The organism is Croceitalea rosinachiae, from assembly GCF_031846445.1.
Lineage (GTDB): Bacteria > Bacteroidota > Bacteroidia > Flavobacteriales > Flavobacteriaceae > Croceitalea > Croceitalea rosinachiae.
Genome location: NZ_JAVRHR010000006.1, coordinates 32,791 through 51,390, shown reverse-complemented (window position 1 = coordinate 51,390; position 18,600 = coordinate 32,791). Strand labels below are relative to the sequence as shown.

Genomic DNA, 18,600 nt, shown 5'->3' with positions numbered 1-18,600 from the left:
TTGCATGCTTATTGATTGATGTTGGTCGTAATTGACCGTAAAGTCTTTTAGTAACTTGAGATATCTCCAGAACCAGAAGTCTTGGTATCAATTTTCTTCGGATTTCCCTTAAAACTGATATCTCCAGAACCTGAAACTCTTGCCTTAATCATTTCTGTCGCTGTTACTTTAATATCAGCGGAACCAGAAACCTGGGCGGTAACGTTTTCTGCTTTCAAATCATAAGCTTTTATATCACCAGAGCCTGAAATGGAAACATCAAAGTCGCGCGCAGAACCCGATAAATTGATATCTCCTGAACCTGACATGGATGCATCTAATATACTCGCCTCAACATCTAAGGTTACATCACCAGAACCCGATAATGAGGTTTTAAATCTCTCAGACTTTATAATGGTTTCTCCTACAATATCGCCTGACCCGGATAAAGAAACCATATCGATAGATTCAATCGGTACGGTAACATAAATTCCAGAATTCCAGTTAGAAGGTTTTAGGTTAACGCCTTTGGCTGTTTTAATGACCAATTTTCCATCTTTTACCTCAGTTTTGATGTATTCAAGAAGATTTTCTTCTCCCTTTAGTGTTAGTTCCCCTTCATTGCCACTTACAATGTTTACGTCAAACCACCCAGATACTGCGATGGCGTCATAATCTCCTACAGAACGTTCAATGGTTACTGTTTTACCGTTTCCTTTTACGCGCTTTCCCCATTGTGCGCTTGCCGTGATTGTGAACAAGACCAGACTTAATGTTATTACTTTTTTCATGATTGTATTATTGTTTTTTGATTATTAATTTTTATAGAATGATACTCCACCGTAATCCGTTGTAATATTTACGGTATTTCCTGAGTTTTCTGTTCCGTGATACCCTTTATAATATTTATCGCTAGATTTTTCTTTACTGATGTTAATAGTAAAATCGTCTTTTCCACTAACGCCCGCATACTCAGCAGATATTTCAAAATCAAAATGATAAGCAGGATCATATCCAATTTTGATGCCTGTATAATCAGATTTTATGTCCATATTTCCAGCTTCGGCCGTCATTTTATCAATTTTAATGGAACCATAATCCGCGGTGATACTGACATTACCATATACCCTTTCTAACTTTAAACCAAAATAGTCCCCATTGCCTGAGATATTTTGTGCACTGCTAACTTCCATAGAACCATAATCAGAGGTATAGGTAAGGTTTCCCATTTCTTTAATGATAGCATTAGTATAATCCGCATTTACTTTTAAATCACCGGCTTTTTCAATGGTAAACCCAGAATAATCGGCAATGATTTCTGCACTGTTTATATATTCGAATGTAGAGCGTGAAGTATAATCAAACCGTAATTCATTATTTCTACCTCTAAGCTCACCAATTTCCATTTTACCATAATCACAATTAATTTTTGCGTGACCATCTATGCGGTCTAAAACAATATTTCCGTAATCATTGTTAAGGTTGACACTGTTTTTTACAGGTAATTTAATAGTATAATTCACTTGGACACTCACATTGTTACGTTTGCCCCAGTTCCATCCCCAATTTCTGCCTTTGTCCCCAAATCGCGTCATTGCAGAAACCATGCTGCTTCCATTCTCGAAGTCAACATCAATCTCTTTTAATCGGTTTGTTACCTTTTCTTCATTATTACCATTGGTTTTAATATGTACTTCAATTACAACTTTGTTTTCATTCCAAGAGGTAATATTGAGGTTTCCATAACTATTTTTAACTTTCAACAGCGCATCGGCATTGACATTAAATTCCTTCTTAATCGTTTTTTCTTTGGTATATTTTCCCTTCATTCCCTCTCCTTCGGTTGTTGCCGAAGCGGTAAATGTTACCATTAAAAGAGTTAGAATTAAGTATTTAAATAGTAAAGTTCGCATCATCTTGATAATTTAAGTTTTTTATAGATTCAATGGTGGTTAGTACTTCTTTTAGTAAATCAATTCGTGTTTGAAAATTGTTGATCATAGCATTCAAAATAAGCTTGCTATCACCGCCCGCTACAAGTTCTTGTTCAAGGTTGTTGTAGTCAGTTTCCAATCGGTTTATTTGTTTTAAAGTGTCATCAACAAGCTGTTCTGTTTCAGGAGATTTCAACGCTCTCAACTCTTGCACTTGCTCTTCAATAAGACTGGCGAAATAGAATTCCGTTTGCGAAACTTCTGGAGAAATCTTAACAATTTGTTCTTTTATGTTGTCTTCTTTATTTACTAATTGAAATCCTAAAACACAAATAACAACTATTGATGCAGCAATGGACAGAGGTTTCCACCATGTGGTTTTCTTGTTACTTATTTGAACAACACCTTTTGATCGATTTAGTTTTTCTAAAAAACGTTCTTCATGACCAGTGCTTGGGCTTTCAGTATCGAAATCATTCTTGAGGTTTTCAAAAAGTAGTTTTATATCATCCTTTTCCATAATTAGGCATTTACTGTCAATTTTTTTCTCAGACTTTCTTTAGCTCTTGAAATTGTTGTTCTACAATTCGCATAGCTGATATCCATTATTTCACTTATTTCTTCATAATCATAACCTTCAATCAGATGTAAGGTCAAAGAAACTCTGTAATTGTTTTTTAAACTTTTCATGGTTTCCATCACTTTTTGAGCCTTCAGTTCAGTTAAACCATTAGAATCAATCCCAACTGCATCATTATCTTCGACCTTGTACATCACTTCTTCTAAATCAACAGCACTATTTTTTTGCTGTTTTCTATAATGATAAATACTGTTGTTAATCACGATTCTTTTTAACCATGCTCCGAAAGTAACTTCGCCTTTAAAAGTATGCAGCTTCGTAAACGCGTTTAAAAACGATTCTTGCATAATATCTTCGGCTTCGGCAGTGTGTTTTACAATTCGTAAAGCGGCATTATACATTGCCTTATAATACTTATTGTAAAGGGCTAGCTGCGCACTCTGTTTTCCTTCGAGACACCCTTTTACTAACGTGTCAGTATGTTCATTCTGTTGGCTCAAAAAGTTGAATGGTTTGTCTAATAGATAATTCAATTAACCAATTGTTACAGTTTCTTTTAAAAATTTTATAAAAACCATGGCATACCAATTGCAATATGAGTATGAGTTAATGATTTTTAATTGCCAGAACCTTTGTTTTAAGGAGGTTTAGAGATAAAAAATAATAAAATTTAATTTTCTGAATACTGTCTATTGGTGACAGAATGACCGATATATATCTTATGGGAGAAGTAAAGTTTACAAATTTTGACAATATGTCTTTACAAGGAATTGATGAGGAGGCGGAGTTAATACCATTATTAACCCCCGAGGATGAAGAAGAGATGAACAATGAAACCTTGCCAGAAACCCTGCCAGTGTTGCCATTACGAAATACAGTTTTGTTTCCTGGGGTTGTGATACCTATAACGGCCGGTAGGGACAAGTCTATTAATTTGATCAAGGATGCCAATAATGGCACTAAAACTATTGGGGTGGTTTCTCAAAAAGATGAAGAAACTGAGAATCCGAATGTTAAAGACATTAACACCTTAGGTACAGTTGCAAGAATTCTAAGGGTTCTACAAATGCCCGACGGAAATACTACTGTTATCATACAGGGTAAGAAAAGGTTTGAAGTTGCTCAGATATTGACTGAAGAACCTTATATGACCGCAACAATTAGAGAAGCTGATGAGACAAGGCCTGATAAGGATGATAAGGAGTTTTTGGCCATAATTGATTCTATAAAAGAGTTGGCCTATAAAATAATTAAGGACAACCCTAACATACCCAGTGAAGCTACTTTTGCTATCAAAAACATTCAGAGTAATTCGTTCTTAATCAATTTCGTTTCTTCTAACCTAAATCTTGGTGTTACCGAAAAGCAGCATTTATTGGAAATTCCTGATTTACAAGCGCGCGCTTTAGCCACTCTAAAGTACATGAATTTAGAGTTACAGAAGCTTGAATTGAAGAATGACATTCAATCTAAAGTACGAAGTGACATGGATCAGCAGCAGCGTGAGTACTTTTTGCATCAGCAAATGAAGACGATTCAGGAAGAGTTAGGAGGGCTGTCTTATGAGGAGGAAGTTGATGAAATGAAGGTAAAGGCCAAGAAAAAGAAGTGGAATAAAAAAATAATGGAACATTTTGAAAAGGAGTTGGCGAAAATGCAAAGGATGAATCCGCAGGTTGCCGAATATTCCATTCAAAGAAATTATTTGGATTTGTTTTTAGAACTGCCTTGGGATGAGTTTTCAAAAGATAAGTTCGATTTAAAACGCGCCGAGAAGATATTGGATAGAGACCATTACGGCCTTGAAGATGTAAAGAGGCGAATTATTGAGTATTTGGCAGTACTGAAGCTCCGTAATGATATGAAATCGCCTATACTTTGTTTATATGGACCACCAGGAGTTGGTAAGACCTCATTAGGCAAATCTGTTGCAGAAGCTTTGGGTAGGGAATATGTTAGAATTTCATTAGGTGGATTACGGGATGAAGCAGAGATAAGAGGTCATCGCAAGACCTATATTGGAGCTATGCCTGGTCGTATTATCCAGAGTCTTAAAAAGGCAGGTACTTCTAACCCAGTATTTATTTTAGATGAAATAGATAAATTGTCCAACAGTCATCAAGGAGACCCTTCATCGGCGATGCTCGAAGTATTGGATCCAGAACAGAATAGTGCGTTTTATGATAATTTCTTAGAGATGGGTTACGACCTTTCTAAGGTAATGTTTATAGCTACGGCAAACAATTTGGGAACGATTCAACCAGCACTTCGCGATCGAATGGAAATCATAAATGTTACAGGTTATACCATTGAAGAAAAAGTTGAAATTGCCAAAAAGCATTTATTGCCAAAACAACTAAAAGAACATGGCTTGGCAACAGAACATTTAAAAATTGGAAAACCGCAATTAGAAAAAATTGTTGAGGGATATACTAGAGAATCAGGAGTTAGATCGTTAGAAAAACAACTTGCTAAAATGGTACGTTATGCGGCAAAAAATATTGCGACCGAAGAAGAATATAACGTAAAAGTGACTAATGAAACGGTCGAGACCGTATTGGGTCCTGCGCGTTTGGAGCGTGACAAGTATGAAAATAACGAAGTTGCTGGAGTTGTAACTGGATTGGCATGGACAAGTGTTGGTGGTGATATTCTATTCATTGAATCAATCCTTTCAAAAGGTAAAGGAACTCTGAATATTACGGGGAACTTAGGAAAGGTGATGAAAGAATCAGCGACCATTGCCATGGAATATATAAAATCAAATGCCGAAGTTTTTGGAATTAATACTGAGGTATTTGAAAAATACAATGTACATATCCATGTTCCAGAAGGGGCCACTCCCAAAGATGGTCCGAGTGCAGGTATTACCATGTTAACTTCTTTAGTTTCGTTATTTACACAACGCAAAGTCAAAAAAAGTTTGGCGATGACAGGTGAAATTACATTGAGGGGCAAAGTGCTTCCTGTTGGCGGTATAAAAGAAAAGATACTTGCTGCAAAAAGAGCGCGAATTAAGGAAATCATTCTTTGTGAAGACAATAAAAAAGATATCCAAGAAATAAAAGAAAACTATTTAAAAGGATTGACTTTTCATTATGTAAATGATATGAGTGAAGTGATTGATTTGGCCTTAACAAATCAAAAAGTAAAAAACGCTAAGAAGTTATAGACTTTTATCTTGCTATTTCTAGTTATTTTTAAACATGGGTAAAATTACCATTGCCATTGACGGCTATTCTTCAACCGGTAAAAGCACCATTGCTAAACAGTTATCTAAAGCATTGGGGTACGTTTATGTAGATACCGGTGCAATGTATAGAGCTGTGACACTTTATGCTATAAGAAATAATCTTGTCGGTGAAGACAATTTGAATGTTGAAGCCGTCATAGACGAACTTTCAAGAATCCACCTAAAATTTGTACCCAATCAGCTTACTGGAAAATCAGATATGTTTTTAAACGATGAGAATGTTGAACAAGAGATTCGTACTATGCAAGTATCGCGTCAGGTAAGCAAAATTGCAGCAATCAAAGAAGTGCGAGAAAAATTAGTTGCTATACAACAGCAAATGGGTATAGAAAAAGCCATTGTTATGGATGGAAGGGATATCGGTACGGTTGTTTTTCCAGATGCTGAATTGAAAATCTTTATGACAGCTTCACCACGAGCTCGAGCTCATAGGCGTTATAAAGAATTATTGGATAGAGGTGATAAGGTTACTTTTGAAGAAGTACTTAATAATGTTCAAGAGCGCGACCATATTGACTCCACTCGAAAAGAATCTCCTTTGCGCAAAGCTCAGGGCGCGGTTGAAATAGACAATAGTGATATGGGCTTAGAAGAACAATTAGAACGGATACTTAATTATGCTCGCAGATTAATTGAGGCATAATAAAAGGCCGCTAAGAAATTAGCGGCTTTTTATTACATAAGTTTCTTAAATGTTTGGAATTACCAACACTTGGTCAGGGTGAATAACATCAGGATTACTTAAGATGTTGGTGTTGGCCTCAAAAATTTTAGTGTACTTCATGGCATCGCCATAATAGTGTTTAGCAATCTTGCTTAAAGATTCTCCACTGCTTACAGTATGTCTATGATATACTGAATCATCAGATACCGAGATGTTCGCTTTGATATCCGAAGCACCTTCTCCACCTATCTCTTTAATTTTATCCCAAATTGCATTCTTTTCATAAGGTGTATTTGCTTCACCTTTTATTTTTAAAACGCCTGCATCTTCAGACACATCGCCATTTTTAATTCCAAGTTCTTGACCTAAATCTAGAACTGCTTGATATTTTGCTTTTGCACTCATGTTGTTCCTATTAATTTAATGGTTGTTAATATGACCCAATATAATTATAAAAGTCACATTTTTGACTTTTTTTCAATTATTAATAGGTTGTTCTTTCTTTACATTAAAATAATGGTTTGTATTACAGAGAAATAATCGTATTTTTGCACTCCTTTTTAGCGAATACAAGATAAAAAAGGGTTTAAACATAAAAGATAACAACTTCTGCAGTAATCGCTTAGTTCTTGTAGCACTGTAGAATACAAATTTTAATCAGCAAATGGCTGAAGACAAAAAAGCGGCAGAAACAGTAGACACTGTTGAAGCTAAACAAGAAGCTACCGAGACACTTCAAGAGGTAGTAGAAACCAAAAAAGAAGAAACTCCAAAACAAGATCCGGCAGAATTTTTAGAAAATTTTGATTGGGACAAGTATGAAGAAGGTATTGAGCGTGTTGATGATACCAAACTTCAAGAATTTGAATCTCTTGTTGAAGAAAATTTTGTAGATACTGCCGATGCTGAAGTAGTGGAGGGTCATGTGGTACATATGACAGATCGCGAAGCGATTATTGATATCAATGCAAAGTCTGAAGGTGTTATCTCTCTAAACGAGTTTAGGTACAATCCAGATTTAAAGGTTGGTGATAAAGTAGAAGTACTTATTGATATTCGCGAAGATAAAACTGGTCAACTAGTACTTTCTCATAGAAAGGCAAGAACAATAATGGCTTGGGATCGTGTTAACGCTGCCCATGACAAGGAAGAAATTGTAACCGGTTTTGTAAAATGTAGAACTAAAGGTGGTATGATTGTCGATGTTTTTGGCATCGAAGCATTCTTACCAGGGTCCCAGATAGATGTGAAACCAATTCGTGACTATGATCAATATGTTGGCAAAACAATGGAATTTAAAGTGGTCAAAATTAATCATGAATTCAAAAATGTCGTAGTATCACATAAAGCTCTTATTGAGGCTGATATTGAAGAGCAGAAGAAAGAAATTATCGGTCAGCTTGAAAAAGGTCAGGTACTAGAAGGTGTTGTTAAGAATGTTACTTCTTATGGTGTCTTTATTGACCTTGGAGGCGTTGATGGTCTTATCCATATTACAGATCTTTCATGGAGTAGAATAAATCATCCTAATGAGGTTGTAGAATTAGACCAAAAATTGAATGTTGTTATCCTTGATTTTGATGATAACAAATCAAGAATCCAGTTAGGACTTAAACAATTGGAAAAGCATCCTTGGGATGCCTTGGGCGATGAATTCAAGATTGGTGACAAAGTAAAAGGCAAAGTGGTTGTAATCGCTGATTATGGTGCGTTCATTGAAGTTGCGGAAGGTGTTGAAGGTTTGATTCACGTTTCGGAAATGTCTTGGTCAACACACTTAAGATCAGCTCAAGATTTTGTTAAAGTTGGTGATGAGGTAGAAGCAGTTGTTTTAACCTTAGATAGAGAAGACAGAAAAATGTCATTGGGTATTAAGCAAATGACACCAGATCCATGGACTGATATTACATCTAAGTACCCAGTTGGATCTAGACATAAGGGTATCGTTAGAAACTTTACCAATTTTGGTGTTTTTGTAGAGATGGAAGAAGGTATTGATGGATTGATTTATATATCAGACCTTTCTTGGACTAAGAAAATCAAACACCCTTCTGAGTTTGTAAATGTTAGTGATACTTTAGAAGTTGAGGTATTAGAATTGGATGTTGAAGGTAGAAAATTAAGTCTTGGTCACAAGCAGACTACTGAAAACCCATGGGACAAATACGAAACAGAATTTGCGGAAGGCACCATTCATAAAGCTGCGGTAACCGATATTGTTGATAAAGGAGCTACGGTTGTCTTTAATGATGATATTACTGGCTTTATTCCTTCTCGTCATATGGAGAAAGAGGATGGTAAGAAAATCAGTAAAGGAGAAGAAGTTGAATTTAAGATTATTGAGTTTAACAAGGACTTCAAAAGAGTGGTTGCAAGTCATACAGCCTTGTTTAGAGAGCAAGAAGAGCGTAACGTAAAAGCTGCCAAAAAGAAAATGGCTGCTTCTGCTGAAGCTGCAGCACCTACTTTAGGGGATGCAAACTCTCAATTACAAGCATTAAAAGAACAAATGGAAGCAGGTTCTAAGAAAAAGTAACCATTTTCATTTAATCATATTAGGAGCCCTTGATGTTTTCATCAAGGGCTTTTTGTTTATATCAAATGCTTTTATAGAATTCCTTACTTTTGTAGCTCCAATGCATTGGTTGTAGAGCCTATGAGTCAAAAAGTACTGCTTTCCGCAAAAGAAATTCACATCATACTTCATCGTTTGGCTTGTCAATTATTAGAAAATCATCTTGATTTTACCAATACCGTTTTAATCGGAATTCAGCCTAGAGGTGTTTTTTTGGCAAAAAGATTGACCAAAATCTTAAATGAAGATTATGGTATAAAAAACATAAAACTTGGTTTTTTGGATATCACCTTTTATCGAGATGATTTCAGAAGAGGCGATAAAACATTAGAAGCAAACGCAACTAAAATTGATTTTATTGTTGAGGATAAAAAAGTGGTTTTTATTGACGATGTACTTTATACAGGTAGAAGTATTAGAGCAGCATTGACTGCAATGCAGTCTTTTGGAAGACCATTAGAGATAGAGTTATTGACACTTATCGATAGAAGATTCAGTAGACATTTGCCCATTCAGCCCAATTATAGAGGTAGACAGGTTGATGCAATTAATGATGAAAAAGTGAAGGTGATGTGGGAGGAAAATGATGGAGAAGATGTAATTTATTTAGTAAGTAGGTAATTTATGAGTGAATTGAGTGTTAACCATTTATTGGGAATCAAATATCTTAACAAACAAGATATTGACCTCATTTTTGAAACAGCCGACCACTTTAAAGAAGTTATAAATCGTTCCATTAAAAAAGTTCCAACGCTACGAGACATTACAATTGCCAATATTTTTTTTGAAAATAGCACTAGAACAAAACTATCATTTGAGTTAGCGGAGAAAAGATTATCTGCTGACGTTATTAATTTCTCAGCCTCGCAATCTTCAGTTAAAAAGGGGGAGACCCTTATTGATACCGTAAACAATATCTTGTCAATGAAGGTTGATATGGTTGTAATGAGACATCCGAATCCTGGGGCGGGTATATTTTTATCAAAACATGTTAAAGCATCTATTATTAATGCAGGTGACGGTGCTCATGAACACCCAACACAGGCGTTATTAGATTCGTACTCCATAAGAGAAAGGATGGGGGATGTAGGGGGTAAAAATGTTGTCATAATCGGAGACATACTGCATTCTAGAGTGGCCCTATCAAATATATTTGCTTTAAAGTTACAAGGGGCACATGTTAAAGTCTGTGGACCTAAAACATTAATACCTAAATACATCGATACTTTAGGGGTAGAAGTCGAGACTAACTTGATAAAAGCATTAGAATGGTGTGATGTCGCCAATATGCTCAGAGTGCAGAATGAACGAATGGATATTAGCTATTTCCCCACTACTCGTGAGTACACCCAACAGTTTGGTATTAATAAAGAAATTTTAAATAACATAAGCAAAGAAATTGTGATTATGCACCCGGGCCCTATAAATAGAGGAGTGGAGATTACAAGTGATGTTGCGGATTCCGGTCAATCAATAATTTTGGATCAAGTAGAGAATGGTGTCGCAATTCGCATGGCAGTTATTTATTTATTGGCATCAAAAATTAAATAGGTATGATTTTCGATAAAGAAGGAACCACGACCATAGTATTGCAAGAAACTAATTCTATAAGTGCATTTTTAAATAACTTGAACGGTGCCTACAATAAAATTGAGAACGATAACATTATTGTAAACCTCTTTTCTTTCGATAAGTTAGAAGCAAATCATATTTTAGAATTTTTAGAAATTTCAAATAAACATCGAAACTCAAATAAGTCTTTTGTATTAGTTACAGAAAAAGTTTCTTATGATGAAGTGCCTGAAGAGATTTGTTTGGTGCCAACTATACAAGAGGCAAAAGATATTATTGAAATGGAAGAGATAGAGCGAGATTTAGGTATTTAAACACTCTGTGTTTTATCCAAGTTAAGTGAACATTTACTATCTATTTTAAAGTGTTGCATTGATATTCCACAGTATCCGATCGTCACATACCTTTATCATTTTGTCCAGATCTTCGAAACACCGAATTTAATAGTGCAGTATGGTTGTTTTGTTGGTAAGGATCAAAACCTAACGTTGACCCCCTCTAATCCAAATGCATTGTTTATTCCGAACCTAAGGGTAGGGTTTATAAATTCAATAGGATGATTTCTTTTGTTCCTTTTCTGTGGTCCACTTATGTTATAAGGTTATATGGACCGAAGTAGTTCTATTTATTCCGGCTAAATCCATTACCGTTAGAACTGTAGTAGCTACGATATTCTTAGTGAAGTTGTAATCTAAAGTTTCTGGTGTATCACTAGTTTGATGGTAGTGAGGATTTCGAAAATTGGCACCATCGGTAATAAACAGAGCAGAAATATTGGCTGACCAAAATGGGGCATGATCACTTCTTCTAAAATTAGGATCGTTATCCGCTTCCACTGATGTTATCTTTAACTTGGGAACATATTCATTGCCTATAGCGTCAAATTTAGTTCTTAAAGCTGTAAATTCAGGAAGGGCTATGTTGTAAATAGAGGTGTCTGAAAGCGGCAGGTCCTGACAAATAGCAGATCGACATGGATATCCGATCATTTCAAAGTTAATCACCCCTAATATGTCGTGGTTTGTGTTAAGTTCATTAACATATTCCTTACTTCCTATCAAACCCTGTTCTTCTAAATCAAAACCAATAAACGCTATGGAATTTTTAAATTCATATTGCGAGAGTATCCGCATGGCTTCTAAGATCCCAGCAGTTCCGGATGCATTATCATCCGCTCCTGGAGTATTTCTAACAGAATCGAAATGGGCACAGATGATATAAGTTCCGTTATCATTTATATTGCCCTTATGATGTCCTACTACATTGGCGGCCGAAATACTATTCCAACTAAAGGAATGTATTAAAGCAGCGTCCAATTGATATTTTTCAAATTCTTTCTTAATATATCTTCTTGTTTGATTTAGTAGTTGGGGTAAGGCATAATGTCTTATACCACTCAGTTGTTGTATATCATGCTGAATTCTATTTTCGGAAACAGTTTTAAGTATATCTAATTTGAAATCTTCTAAATCCGTAACTCTGAGTGCCATTTCATTATATTCGTTAAGCTCTATAGATGTAATGGTTTTATTAGCTCCCACTGCTATATGTGTTCCTATATCTCCAGTAAATAATTCAGAGATATTGACATAATCTGTATCTCCAGGTTTTTTCCCATATAATGTTATGCCAACAGATTCATTATCATCTATTATGTTAAAACTTAATTGTTGTCCGTTTTCATTTACAACTAAATTTTCAATTTTTGGTAGGTTATTAATGGTAACATTTGTATTAGGAGAAGTCAATTTTTTAATGGGGTCTGCACTGCCATCCATTATTGATGGAAGGTTTGAAGTATTAGGTTCAAATATCTTGTCATTCGTACAAGAGCCGATATTTGTTAAAACAGCTAAAAAAAAGATAAATTTAAGTGTAAATACCATCGTTGAACTTTTAATGATTAAATACATTGATATTAGAAATTTCTTTGTCCGTAGACCGGCCATCTATAATTTTCCGAAAACAGGCAATGCAAAAGTTTCAATCTTGATTTACACTTTTGCACATATGCTGAAAAGGACGGAGATTGAGATATTATTTAATATCAAAATTCACTTATAGGATGATGTATTCATAGTTAGACAAAAGAAGAGTTTCTTTTTATTTGATTCGTTTAAATTATATGTCTTAAACCCTTTTTTTACAGAATATTTTCCATAGAGGGTATTGAATGGTTTCCTCAGGATTTACCCATTCCCCCAGCCAATCAAATCCAGTTTCTTTGATGTTATAAAAACTTATTTTATAAAACCCTGGTGTACCTTGAGGAGATGGATTGTTACGGTATAGAATAATATCACCTTTTTCATTTCTTTTACCCTCCCATGTCATTAAAGGACTACTAGGATTATTAGTGGCATAAAAGTGTACCTGCCATTTTTTCGTCTCAATGTTAAACTGCCTTATACTTCCAGTATGTGACCCGTCTGCTTTTAATGTTTCATCCTGTATGGCGGTGCCGTTCATTATATATTTAAATTTCCATATCATTTCCACTGGGTCCGCCCAAGTTTGGTTAGCTTTTCTACTAACCGACTCACAATCACATTCCCCGATCAAAAGAGCAAAATCTTTCAGTTGTTCTGGAGCATCTGGATTTGGAAGGCCAAATAGGTTTTCTTTTGAAACTTCGTAAGAGTAGGCGGTAGTTTGCCCAGTTAATCCTGCGCTGAGTATTCCAAAAAGAGAGATAGTAATAAGTCGTTCAAGCATATTCGAATATTAATTGATTAAATCTTAACAGAACAAATAATTTATTAAAGCGAATATATATGCTTGAGACATAATTAATAAAAGGGAATTAGCGTATTTGCAGGGAATACGGTCAATTATGCAGAGAACCCTTCCTTCTTTAGGTAAGCTTTAACTTTTGGAATACGGTTTTGCGCTATGATGAGGTTTATTCCATTTTTTAATTGCACATAAGATTCTTTTGAAAAATTAATTGAATCAATTTCTAATCGATTGACAATGTATTTTCTATGAATCCTAATAAATCCTCTATCTGATAACTCTTCCTCAATAGCTTTCATAGATTTTCTTAGATGGTATGACCCTTCCTGTGTGTGAATCCGTACACAATAATCATCTGACTGAATCCATATCACATTTGATAGTAGAACATTTTTAATATTGTTACCAATTCGTATTTGAATTAGCGGTGTAGAATCTTCCAAACCTTGTCTAAGTAATTCTTCATGATTACTTTTTAAATCTGAAAGCTCAATAAAAGTAGCATCTAATAATTTTAAATTTTGAAGAAGAGTAAGTAGTACAATAATCCCTATGTAAGCATTTACAAATAATGCTCCCTTTTGATAAGAAAAAAAAGAAAAATATTCTTTAAAATCGGTAATATTATTTTCGTCAAACCAAAGCTGGTATAGGCTTATAGCGATTAGAGTAAATATTAAAGTGGAAAGCACCCAAAAAAAATAGTGCTTTAAAAGAGCTAAATTAAAACTCCTTAAGGGGTTTTTAAGTACATAATTAGTAAGTGGGATAGCTGTTATTGTCCAAATTCCCCATCGAACTGCATGATTTTTTATTAAATACCAAAAAGATACTTCGTCATTGCCCGGTAAATTAAATCGATTTATATAAAAGTGTTGTTGCCCAGTTTCAAAAGCAATTAACGCTGCAAAATAAAGGAAAGCAATAATGCTTATTCTTAGATTAACTTTCAAGAGTATTTTTGTTTAAAATCGATTTCTAAATTAGAGAAACAAAATATGATATAGAATTTACAAGGCTTTATTATCTCTTAAATTTTATGTTTAATGAGTAAATCTAAATTTTATGGATTTTTGAAAAAAGATTTCTCCTATTTTTGTTTTCACTCTACCGTCAATGAAGCTTACTATACTTGGTTGTTATTCCGCTACTCCCCGAAAACTAAACAATCCAACCGCTCAGGTTCTTGAAATCAAGAATCATTTATTTTTAGTTGATTGTGGCGAAGGCACACAAGTTCAATTGAGAAAGAGCAAAGTAAAGTTTTCAAGAATAAAACATATTTTCATTTCACATCTTCATGGAGACCATTTTTTTGGTCTGCCTGGCTTGATTTCTACATTTCGTTTGTTGGGTAGAGAAGCTGATTTACATATTTATGGTCCAAAAGGTATTAAAGAAGCAATTACATTGTTGCTAAAACTTGGTGATTCTTGGACAAACTACAAATTGTTTTTTCACGAATTAATTTCAAAGGAATCAGAGTTAATCTATGAAGATGATAACGTTACGGTCCATACCATTCCGCTTAATCATAGGGTATATACAAACGGATTTCTATTTCGTGAAAAACCATCGCCCAGAACACTGAATATTGAAGCTGTTGCGAAATATAAAATTGATAAAAGTCAATTTAATAATATTAAAAGTGGAAAAGATGTCATTGTCGATGATAGATTGACTGTTGCTAACTCAAAGCTTACATTTGATCCGCCTAAAACCAAAAGCTATGCTTTTTGTAGCGATACTGCTTACAAAGAAGATATTATACCTCAAATCAAGAATGTGGATTTGTTGTACCATGAAGCTACATTTTTAGAGACTGAGCAGCATCTTTGTGCCAAAACCAAACATACTACTGCAAAACAGGCGGCCACAATTGCAAAAAAGGCGAGTGTAGGTCAATTGGTGTTGGGACATTATTCTACGCGCTATAAATCCTTAGATTCATTTAAGGAAGAAGCACAACAAGTATTTGAGAATGTTCTTTTAGCGGATGACGGCGAATGTTTTGAAATTTGGTGAGCAACTAAATGAATGCAAATTTTAACTTCTGATTTCTTTTGTTGAAATTTGTTATACCATGCAAAAAGACCTGAGCAATTATAGAAAATCATACGAAAAAAGCATACTTATAGAAGGTGCAATATTAGAAAATCCACTTGAACAATTTCAAAAATGGTTTTATGAAGTAGAATCTGCAGGTGGCTCAGATGAACCTAATGCTATGACGATTTCTACTATTGGTTTGGACGGGTTCCCTAAAAACCGTGTGGTTTTGATGAAGAAATACACACATGAAGGCTTCATTTTCTATACTAATTATAGGAGTGAAAAAGGAAAGGCTATCATGAAAAACCCCTCGGTTTGTTTGTCTTTTTTTTGGTCAAATCTTGAGCGTCAGGTTATCATAAAAGGAAATGCTGAAAAGATTGCTGAAAACCTTTCCGATGGTTATTTTGAGTCAAGACCTAGAGGAAGTCAATTGGGGGCTATTGTCTCTGAGCAAAGTGATGTGATTGCTTCACGAGAATTACTTGAAGGCAATTTGCAACAATTAGAAAAGGAACTGGATGGAAAAGAATTGGAAAGGCCAAAACATTGGGGAGGATATTTGGTAAGACCCATTTCTATTGAGTTTTGGCAAGGTAGACCCAATAGGCTACATGATAGAATACGTTATTCTCTGGAAGAAGATTATAACTGGAAAATTGAAAGGCTACAACCTTAATTATCATGAAAACAATAACATTCATTAGGCATGGTAAGTCATCATGGGAATATCAAGTTAGTGATAAAGACAGACCACTGAAAGAGCGAGGAATCAATGATGCGAAATTGGTAGCCAAAAAATTCAAAAACTTAAATAACAAATCTGATTTTGCGTATTCCAGTCCAGCCAACAGAGCCTTGCACACTAGTATCATTTTCACAAGAATTCTTGAACATAACCTTGACTTTCTTAAAGTTGTTGAAGCACTTTATGATTTTTCGGGCGAAAGTGTTTTAAAGTTTTTAAAAAGTTTGGATAACAATCTTGATTCAATTATGATTTTTGGTCATAATTACGCCTTCACAACACTTGTGAATACGCTTGGAGATGACTATATTGAAAATGTTCCAACATCCGGGCTGGTGCAAATTAAATTTGACGTGACGAATTGGAATAATATAACTAAGGGTACTACGCTTATAACAATTTTCCCAAAAGATTTAAAATAGTAAATGACAAAACCTAAGAATGAGTATTTAAATAGAGAGATAAGTTGGTTACATTTTAATGACCGTGTACTTCAAGAAAGCGCGGATAAAGATGTACCCTTAATTGAAAGATTACGCTTTTTAGGCATCTTTAGTAATAACCTTGATGAATTTTTTAAAGTGCGTTATGCTACCGTTAAGCGCATAGTTGACGCTGGTAAGTCAGGTAAAAGTGTTTTGGGAGGTGAAACTGCAAAAGATTTGTTGGAAGAAATCACTAAAAATGTAATTCAGTTGCAGTCTAAAAGTGGAAGAGTTCTTAAACAGATTGAGCGTGAACTTGCAACGGAGCAAATTTTTATTATTGATGAAACTCAAGTAGGCGAAGATCAAGCAGATTTTGTCAAAGATTATTTTTTGCAAAATGTGAATCCTGAACTTATTACCATAATACTTAATAATCTTGCTGAATTTCCTACTCTTAAAGATACGGCAGCTTATTTGGCTGTTCGAATGGTTCTGCATCAAGATGCCAAAATAAAGTTTACAGACTCTGGGATACAATATGCATTAATTGAGATTCCAAAGCGATTGGATCGGTTTGTGGTATTACCAGAAAAGGATGGGAAAAATTATATCATGATGGTTGATGATGTAATCAGGTTCAGCATGAATCAAATTTTTACCATGTTTGAATACAAAGACATTTCTGCCCACATGATAAAAATCACCAGAGATGCCGAGCTTGATATGGACAATGATTTGAGCAAGAGTTTTATTGAAAAAATATCGTCTAGTGTCGAGCATAGAAAGATTAGTGACCCTGTTCGTTTTGTTTATGATAAGGGAATCAAAATGAATACGCTTCGATTTCTTCGTAGTAAGATGAAAATAGAAGAAACGGACAGCGTGATACCGGGAGGAAGATATCATAATCGTCGTGATTATATGGGTTTCCCTAGCTTAGGCCGCGCTGATTTGCAATATAAGAGAATACAACCTCTTTTGGTAAAAAATTTTGATTTGAATGCAAGTATCATTGGGCAAGTTGCATTACGAGATTATATGATATATACCCCTTATCAGAATTACTCTTATGTTATTAATTTTTTAAAAGAGGCAGCTCTAGACCCTCAGGTAAAAAAAATTAAATTGACTGTTTATCGTTTGGCGAATAATTCTCAAGTGGCAGCGGCTTTAATCAATGCGGCTAAAAATGGAAAAGAGGTTACTGTTCAAATTGAATTACAAGCGAGGTTTGATGAACAGGCTAATATCAAATATGCCAATCAATTTCAAGAAGAAGGAATAAAGTTAATATTTGGTATACCAGGCTTAAAAGTTCATACTAAAGTCTGCTTTATTGAACGAGAAGAGGAGAATGGAATTAAAAGATATGGTTTTATAAGTACAGGTAATTTTAACGAATCGACTGCAAAAATTTATACCGATTATACTTTATTTACTGCGCATGATGCCATTTTAAAAGAAGTCAATAAAATTTTTGATTTTTTTGAAGTACCCTACAAAATAAATAAGTACAAACATTTAATTGTATCACCCCATTACACGAAGAATGTGTTCATTAAGTTAATAGACAATGAAATAGCAAATGCGTTGGTTGGTAAAGAAGCTTTCATTAAAATAAAGATGAACAGTTTCACTTCATATAAAATGGTAGACAAATTATATGAGGCTAGTAGGGCAGGAGTAAAGGTGCAATTGATTATTAGGGGCATATGTTGTTTGATTCCAGGAGTTACAGGAATGAGTGAGAATATTGAAGCAATTAGTGTCGTTGATAAATTTCTAGAGCATCCTAGGGTATTTATTTTTGGGAATGAAGGCAATCCTAAAATCTATATATCATCGGCGGATTGGATGACTCGAAATTTAGACTATAGAGTAGAAGTAGGCTGTCCTATTTACAATGATGAAATTAAACAAGAGATATTAGATACTTTTGAAATTTCTTGGAATGATAATATTAAGGCTAGAGTGTTTTCCGCCAAGCATGATAATGCGTACAAAGATGATTCGCTACCTAAATCTCGTTCTCAGTTTGCTTTATACGATTATTATCTAAAAAAGGCTGAAAGTTAGGTT

At 34.6% G+C, this 18,600-nt stretch carries 18 protein-coding genes; 10 read left to right on the top strand and 8 right to left on the bottom strand.

Features of this window, described 5'->3' with window-relative positions; genetic code table 11:
* Positions 1–47: 47 nt before the first annotated feature.
* Genes RM706_RS15915 through RM706_RS15900 form a run of 4 tightly spaced genes read right to left on the bottom strand, consistent with a single transcriptional unit; the run spans position 48 to position 2,993 of the window.
* The gene (locus RM706_RS15915) at positions 48–770 is read right to left on the bottom strand and encodes a head GIN domain-containing protein (protein WP_311353257.1); all 723 of its coding nucleotides are present in this window, start codon (positions 768–770) and stop codon (positions 48–50) included.
* A gap of 24 nt (positions 771–794) precedes the next feature.
* Entirely contained in the window at positions 795–1,892 is a 1,098-nt protein-coding gene (locus RM706_RS15910; protein WP_311353278.1) for a DUF4097 family beta strand repeat-containing protein, read from the bottom strand.
* Positions 1,873–2,433, bottom strand: coding sequence for a hypothetical protein (locus RM706_RS15905; RefSeq protein WP_311353256.1), 561 nt, complete (start codon positions 2,431–2,433; stop codon positions 1,873–1,875). Before RM706_RS15905 ends, RM706_RS15910 begins: the two co-directional genes overlap by 20 nt.
* 2 nt (positions 2,434–2,435) lie before the next feature.
* Positions 2,436–2,993, bottom strand: coding sequence for an RNA polymerase sigma factor (locus RM706_RS15900; RefSeq protein WP_311353277.1), 558 nt, complete (start codon positions 2,991–2,993; stop codon positions 2,436–2,438).
* 221 nt (positions 2,994–3,214) lie between these two features.
* Between RM706_RS15900 and lon the strand changes: the two genes are divergently transcribed.
* On the top strand, positions 3,215–5,665 hold the full coding sequence (gene lon, locus RM706_RS15895) for an endopeptidase La (protein WP_311353276.1): 2,451 nt from the start codon (positions 3,215–3,217) through the stop codon (positions 5,663–5,665).
* A gap of 34 nt (positions 5,666–5,699) precedes the next feature.
* Complete coding sequence (gene cmk, locus RM706_RS15890) at positions 5,700–6,389, top strand: (d)CMP kinase (RefSeq protein ID WP_311353255.1); 690 nt, start codon at positions 5,700–5,702, stop codon at positions 6,387–6,389.
* 45 nt (positions 6,390–6,434) lie between these two features.
* Here cmk and RM706_RS15885 read toward each other — a convergent pair whose 3' ends face one another.
* Positions 6,435–6,815, bottom strand: a complete 381-nt coding sequence (locus RM706_RS15885; RefSeq protein WP_311353254.1) for a LysM peptidoglycan-binding domain-containing protein — start codon at positions 6,813–6,815, stop codon at positions 6,435–6,437.
* 259 nt (positions 6,816–7,074) lie between these two features.
* Between RM706_RS15885 and rpsA the strand changes: the two genes are divergently transcribed.
* The 4 genes from rpsA (at position 7,075) to RM706_RS15865 (ending at position 10,871) form a co-directional block, all read left to right on the top strand.
* Positions 7,075–8,946, top strand: coding sequence for a 30S ribosomal protein S1 (gene rpsA, locus RM706_RS15880; RefSeq protein ID WP_311353253.1), 1,872 nt, complete (start codon positions 7,075–7,077; stop codon positions 8,944–8,946).
* A 120-nt stretch (positions 8,947–9,066) separates the two neighbouring features.
* Complete coding sequence (pyrR, locus tag RM706_RS15875) at positions 9,067–9,606, top strand: bifunctional pyr operon transcriptional regulator/uracil phosphoribosyltransferase PyrR (RefSeq protein ID WP_311353252.1); 540 nt, start codon at positions 9,067–9,069, stop codon at positions 9,604–9,606.
* Between the two features lie 3 nt (positions 9,607–9,609).
* The gene (locus RM706_RS15870) at positions 9,610–10,536 is read left to right on the top strand and encodes an aspartate carbamoyltransferase catalytic subunit (RefSeq protein ID WP_311353251.1); all 927 of its coding nucleotides are present in this window, start codon (positions 9,610–9,612) and stop codon (positions 10,534–10,536) included.
* 2 nt (positions 10,537–10,538) lie between these two features.
* Positions 10,539–10,871, top strand: coding sequence for a ribonuclease Z (locus RM706_RS15865; RefSeq protein ID WP_311353250.1), 333 nt, complete (start codon positions 10,539–10,541; stop codon positions 10,869–10,871).
* Positions 10,872–11,150: 279 nt separating this feature from the next.
* Here the strand turns inward: RM706_RS15865 and RM706_RS15860 are convergent, their stop codons facing one another.
* The 3 genes from RM706_RS15860 to RM706_RS15850 form a co-directional block, all read right to left on the bottom strand.
* The gene (locus RM706_RS15860) at positions 11,151–12,443 is read right to left on the bottom strand and encodes a M28 family peptidase (protein ID WP_311353249.1); all 1,293 of its coding nucleotides are present in this window, start codon (positions 12,441–12,443) and stop codon (positions 11,151–11,153) included.
* A 244-nt stretch (positions 12,444–12,687) separates the two neighbouring features.
* Positions 12,688–13,272: a hypothetical protein gene (locus tag RM706_RS15855; RefSeq protein WP_311353248.1), complete on the bottom strand. Its 585-nt coding sequence runs from the start codon at positions 13,270–13,272 to the stop codon at positions 12,688–12,690.
* 116 nt (positions 13,273–13,388) lie between these two features.
* Positions 13,389–14,246, bottom strand: a complete 858-nt coding sequence (locus RM706_RS15850; protein ID WP_311353247.1) for a LytR/AlgR family response regulator transcription factor — start codon at positions 14,244–14,246, stop codon at positions 13,389–13,391.
* A 163-nt stretch (positions 14,247–14,409) separates the two neighbouring features.
* On the opposite strand from RM706_RS15850, the gene RM706_RS15845 reads away from it, so the two are divergent.
* Genes RM706_RS15845 through ppk1 form a run of 4 tightly spaced genes read left to right on the top strand, consistent with a single transcriptional unit; the run spans position 14,410 to position 18,597 of the window.
* On the top strand, positions 14,410–15,318 hold the full coding sequence (locus RM706_RS15845; protein ID WP_311353246.1) for a ribonuclease Z: 909 nt from the start codon (positions 14,410–14,412) through the stop codon (positions 15,316–15,318).
* A gap of 58 nt (positions 15,319–15,376) precedes the next feature.
* Positions 15,377–16,024 (top strand): pyridoxamine 5'-phosphate oxidase, encoded by a 648-nt coding sequence (gene pdxH, locus RM706_RS15840; protein WP_311353245.1) that lies wholly within the window; start codon positions 15,377–15,379, stop codon positions 16,022–16,024.
* Between the two features lie 5 nt (positions 16,025–16,029).
* A complete protein-coding gene (locus RM706_RS15835) occupies positions 16,030–16,515 on the top strand; it encodes a SixA phosphatase family protein (protein ID WP_311353244.1) in 486 nt (161 codons plus the stop codon).
* 3 nt (positions 16,516–16,518) lie between these two features.
* Positions 16,519–18,597, top strand: coding sequence for a polyphosphate kinase 1 (ppk1, locus tag RM706_RS15830; RefSeq protein ID WP_311353243.1), 2,079 nt, complete (start codon positions 16,519–16,521; stop codon positions 18,595–18,597).
* Positions 18,598–18,600: the final 3 nt, after the last annotated feature.

Bases quoted from the DNA above. Each gene is read 5' to 3' on its own strand.
- ppk1 (WP_311353243.1), top strand. From the start codon at position 16,519: ATGACAAAACCTAAGAATGAGTATTTAAATAGAGAGATAAGTTGGTTA.
- RM706_RS15885 (WP_311353254.1), bottom strand. From the start codon at position 6,815: ATGAGTGCAAAAGCAAAATATCAAGCAGTTCTAGATTTAGGTCAAGAA.
- pdxH (WP_311353245.1), top strand. From the start codon at position 15,377: ATGCAAAAAGACCTGAGCAATTATAGAAAATCATACGAAAAAAGCATA.
- RM706_RS15905 (WP_311353256.1), bottom strand. From the start codon at position 2,433: ATGGAAAAGGATGATATAAAACTACTTTTTGAAAACCTCAAGAATGAT.
- RM706_RS15910 (WP_311353278.1), bottom strand. From the start codon at position 1,892: ATGCGAACTTTACTATTTAAATACTTAATTCTAACTCTTTTAATGGTA.
- RM706_RS15870 (WP_311353251.1), top strand. From the start codon at position 9,610: ATGAGTGAATTGAGTGTTAACCATTTATTGGGAATCAAATATCTTAAC.
- cmk (WP_311353255.1), top strand. From the start codon at position 5,700: ATGGGTAAAATTACCATTGCCATTGACGGCTATTCTTCAACCGGTAAA.
- RM706_RS15835 (WP_311353244.1), top strand. From the start codon at position 16,030: ATGAAAACAATAACATTCATTAGGCATGGTAAGTCATCATGGGAATAT.
- RM706_RS15845 (WP_311353246.1), top strand. From the start codon at position 14,410: ATGAAGCTTACTATACTTGGTTGTTATTCCGCTACTCCCCGAAAACTA.
- RM706_RS15860 (WP_311353249.1), bottom strand. From the start codon at position 12,443: ATGGTATTTACACTTAAATTTATCTTTTTTTTAGCTGTTTTAACAAAT.
- pyrR (WP_311353252.1), top strand. From the start codon at position 9,067: ATGAGTCAAAAAGTACTGCTTTCCGCAAAAGAAATTCACATCATACTT.
- RM706_RS15865 (WP_311353250.1), top strand. From the start codon at position 10,539: ATGATTTTCGATAAAGAAGGAACCACGACCATAGTATTGCAAGAAACT.
- rpsA (WP_311353253.1), top strand. From the start codon at position 7,075: ATGGCTGAAGACAAAAAAGCGGCAGAAACAGTAGACACTGTTGAAGCT.
- RM706_RS15855 (WP_311353248.1), bottom strand. From the start codon at position 13,272: ATGCTTGAACGACTTATTACTATCTCTCTTTTTGGAATACTCAGCGCA.
- RM706_RS15915 (WP_311353257.1), bottom strand. From the start codon at position 770: ATGAAAAAAGTAATAACATTAAGTCTGGTCTTGTTCACAATCACGGCA.
- lon (WP_311353276.1), top strand. From the start codon at position 3,215: ATGGGAGAAGTAAAGTTTACAAATTTTGACAATATGTCTTTACAAGGA.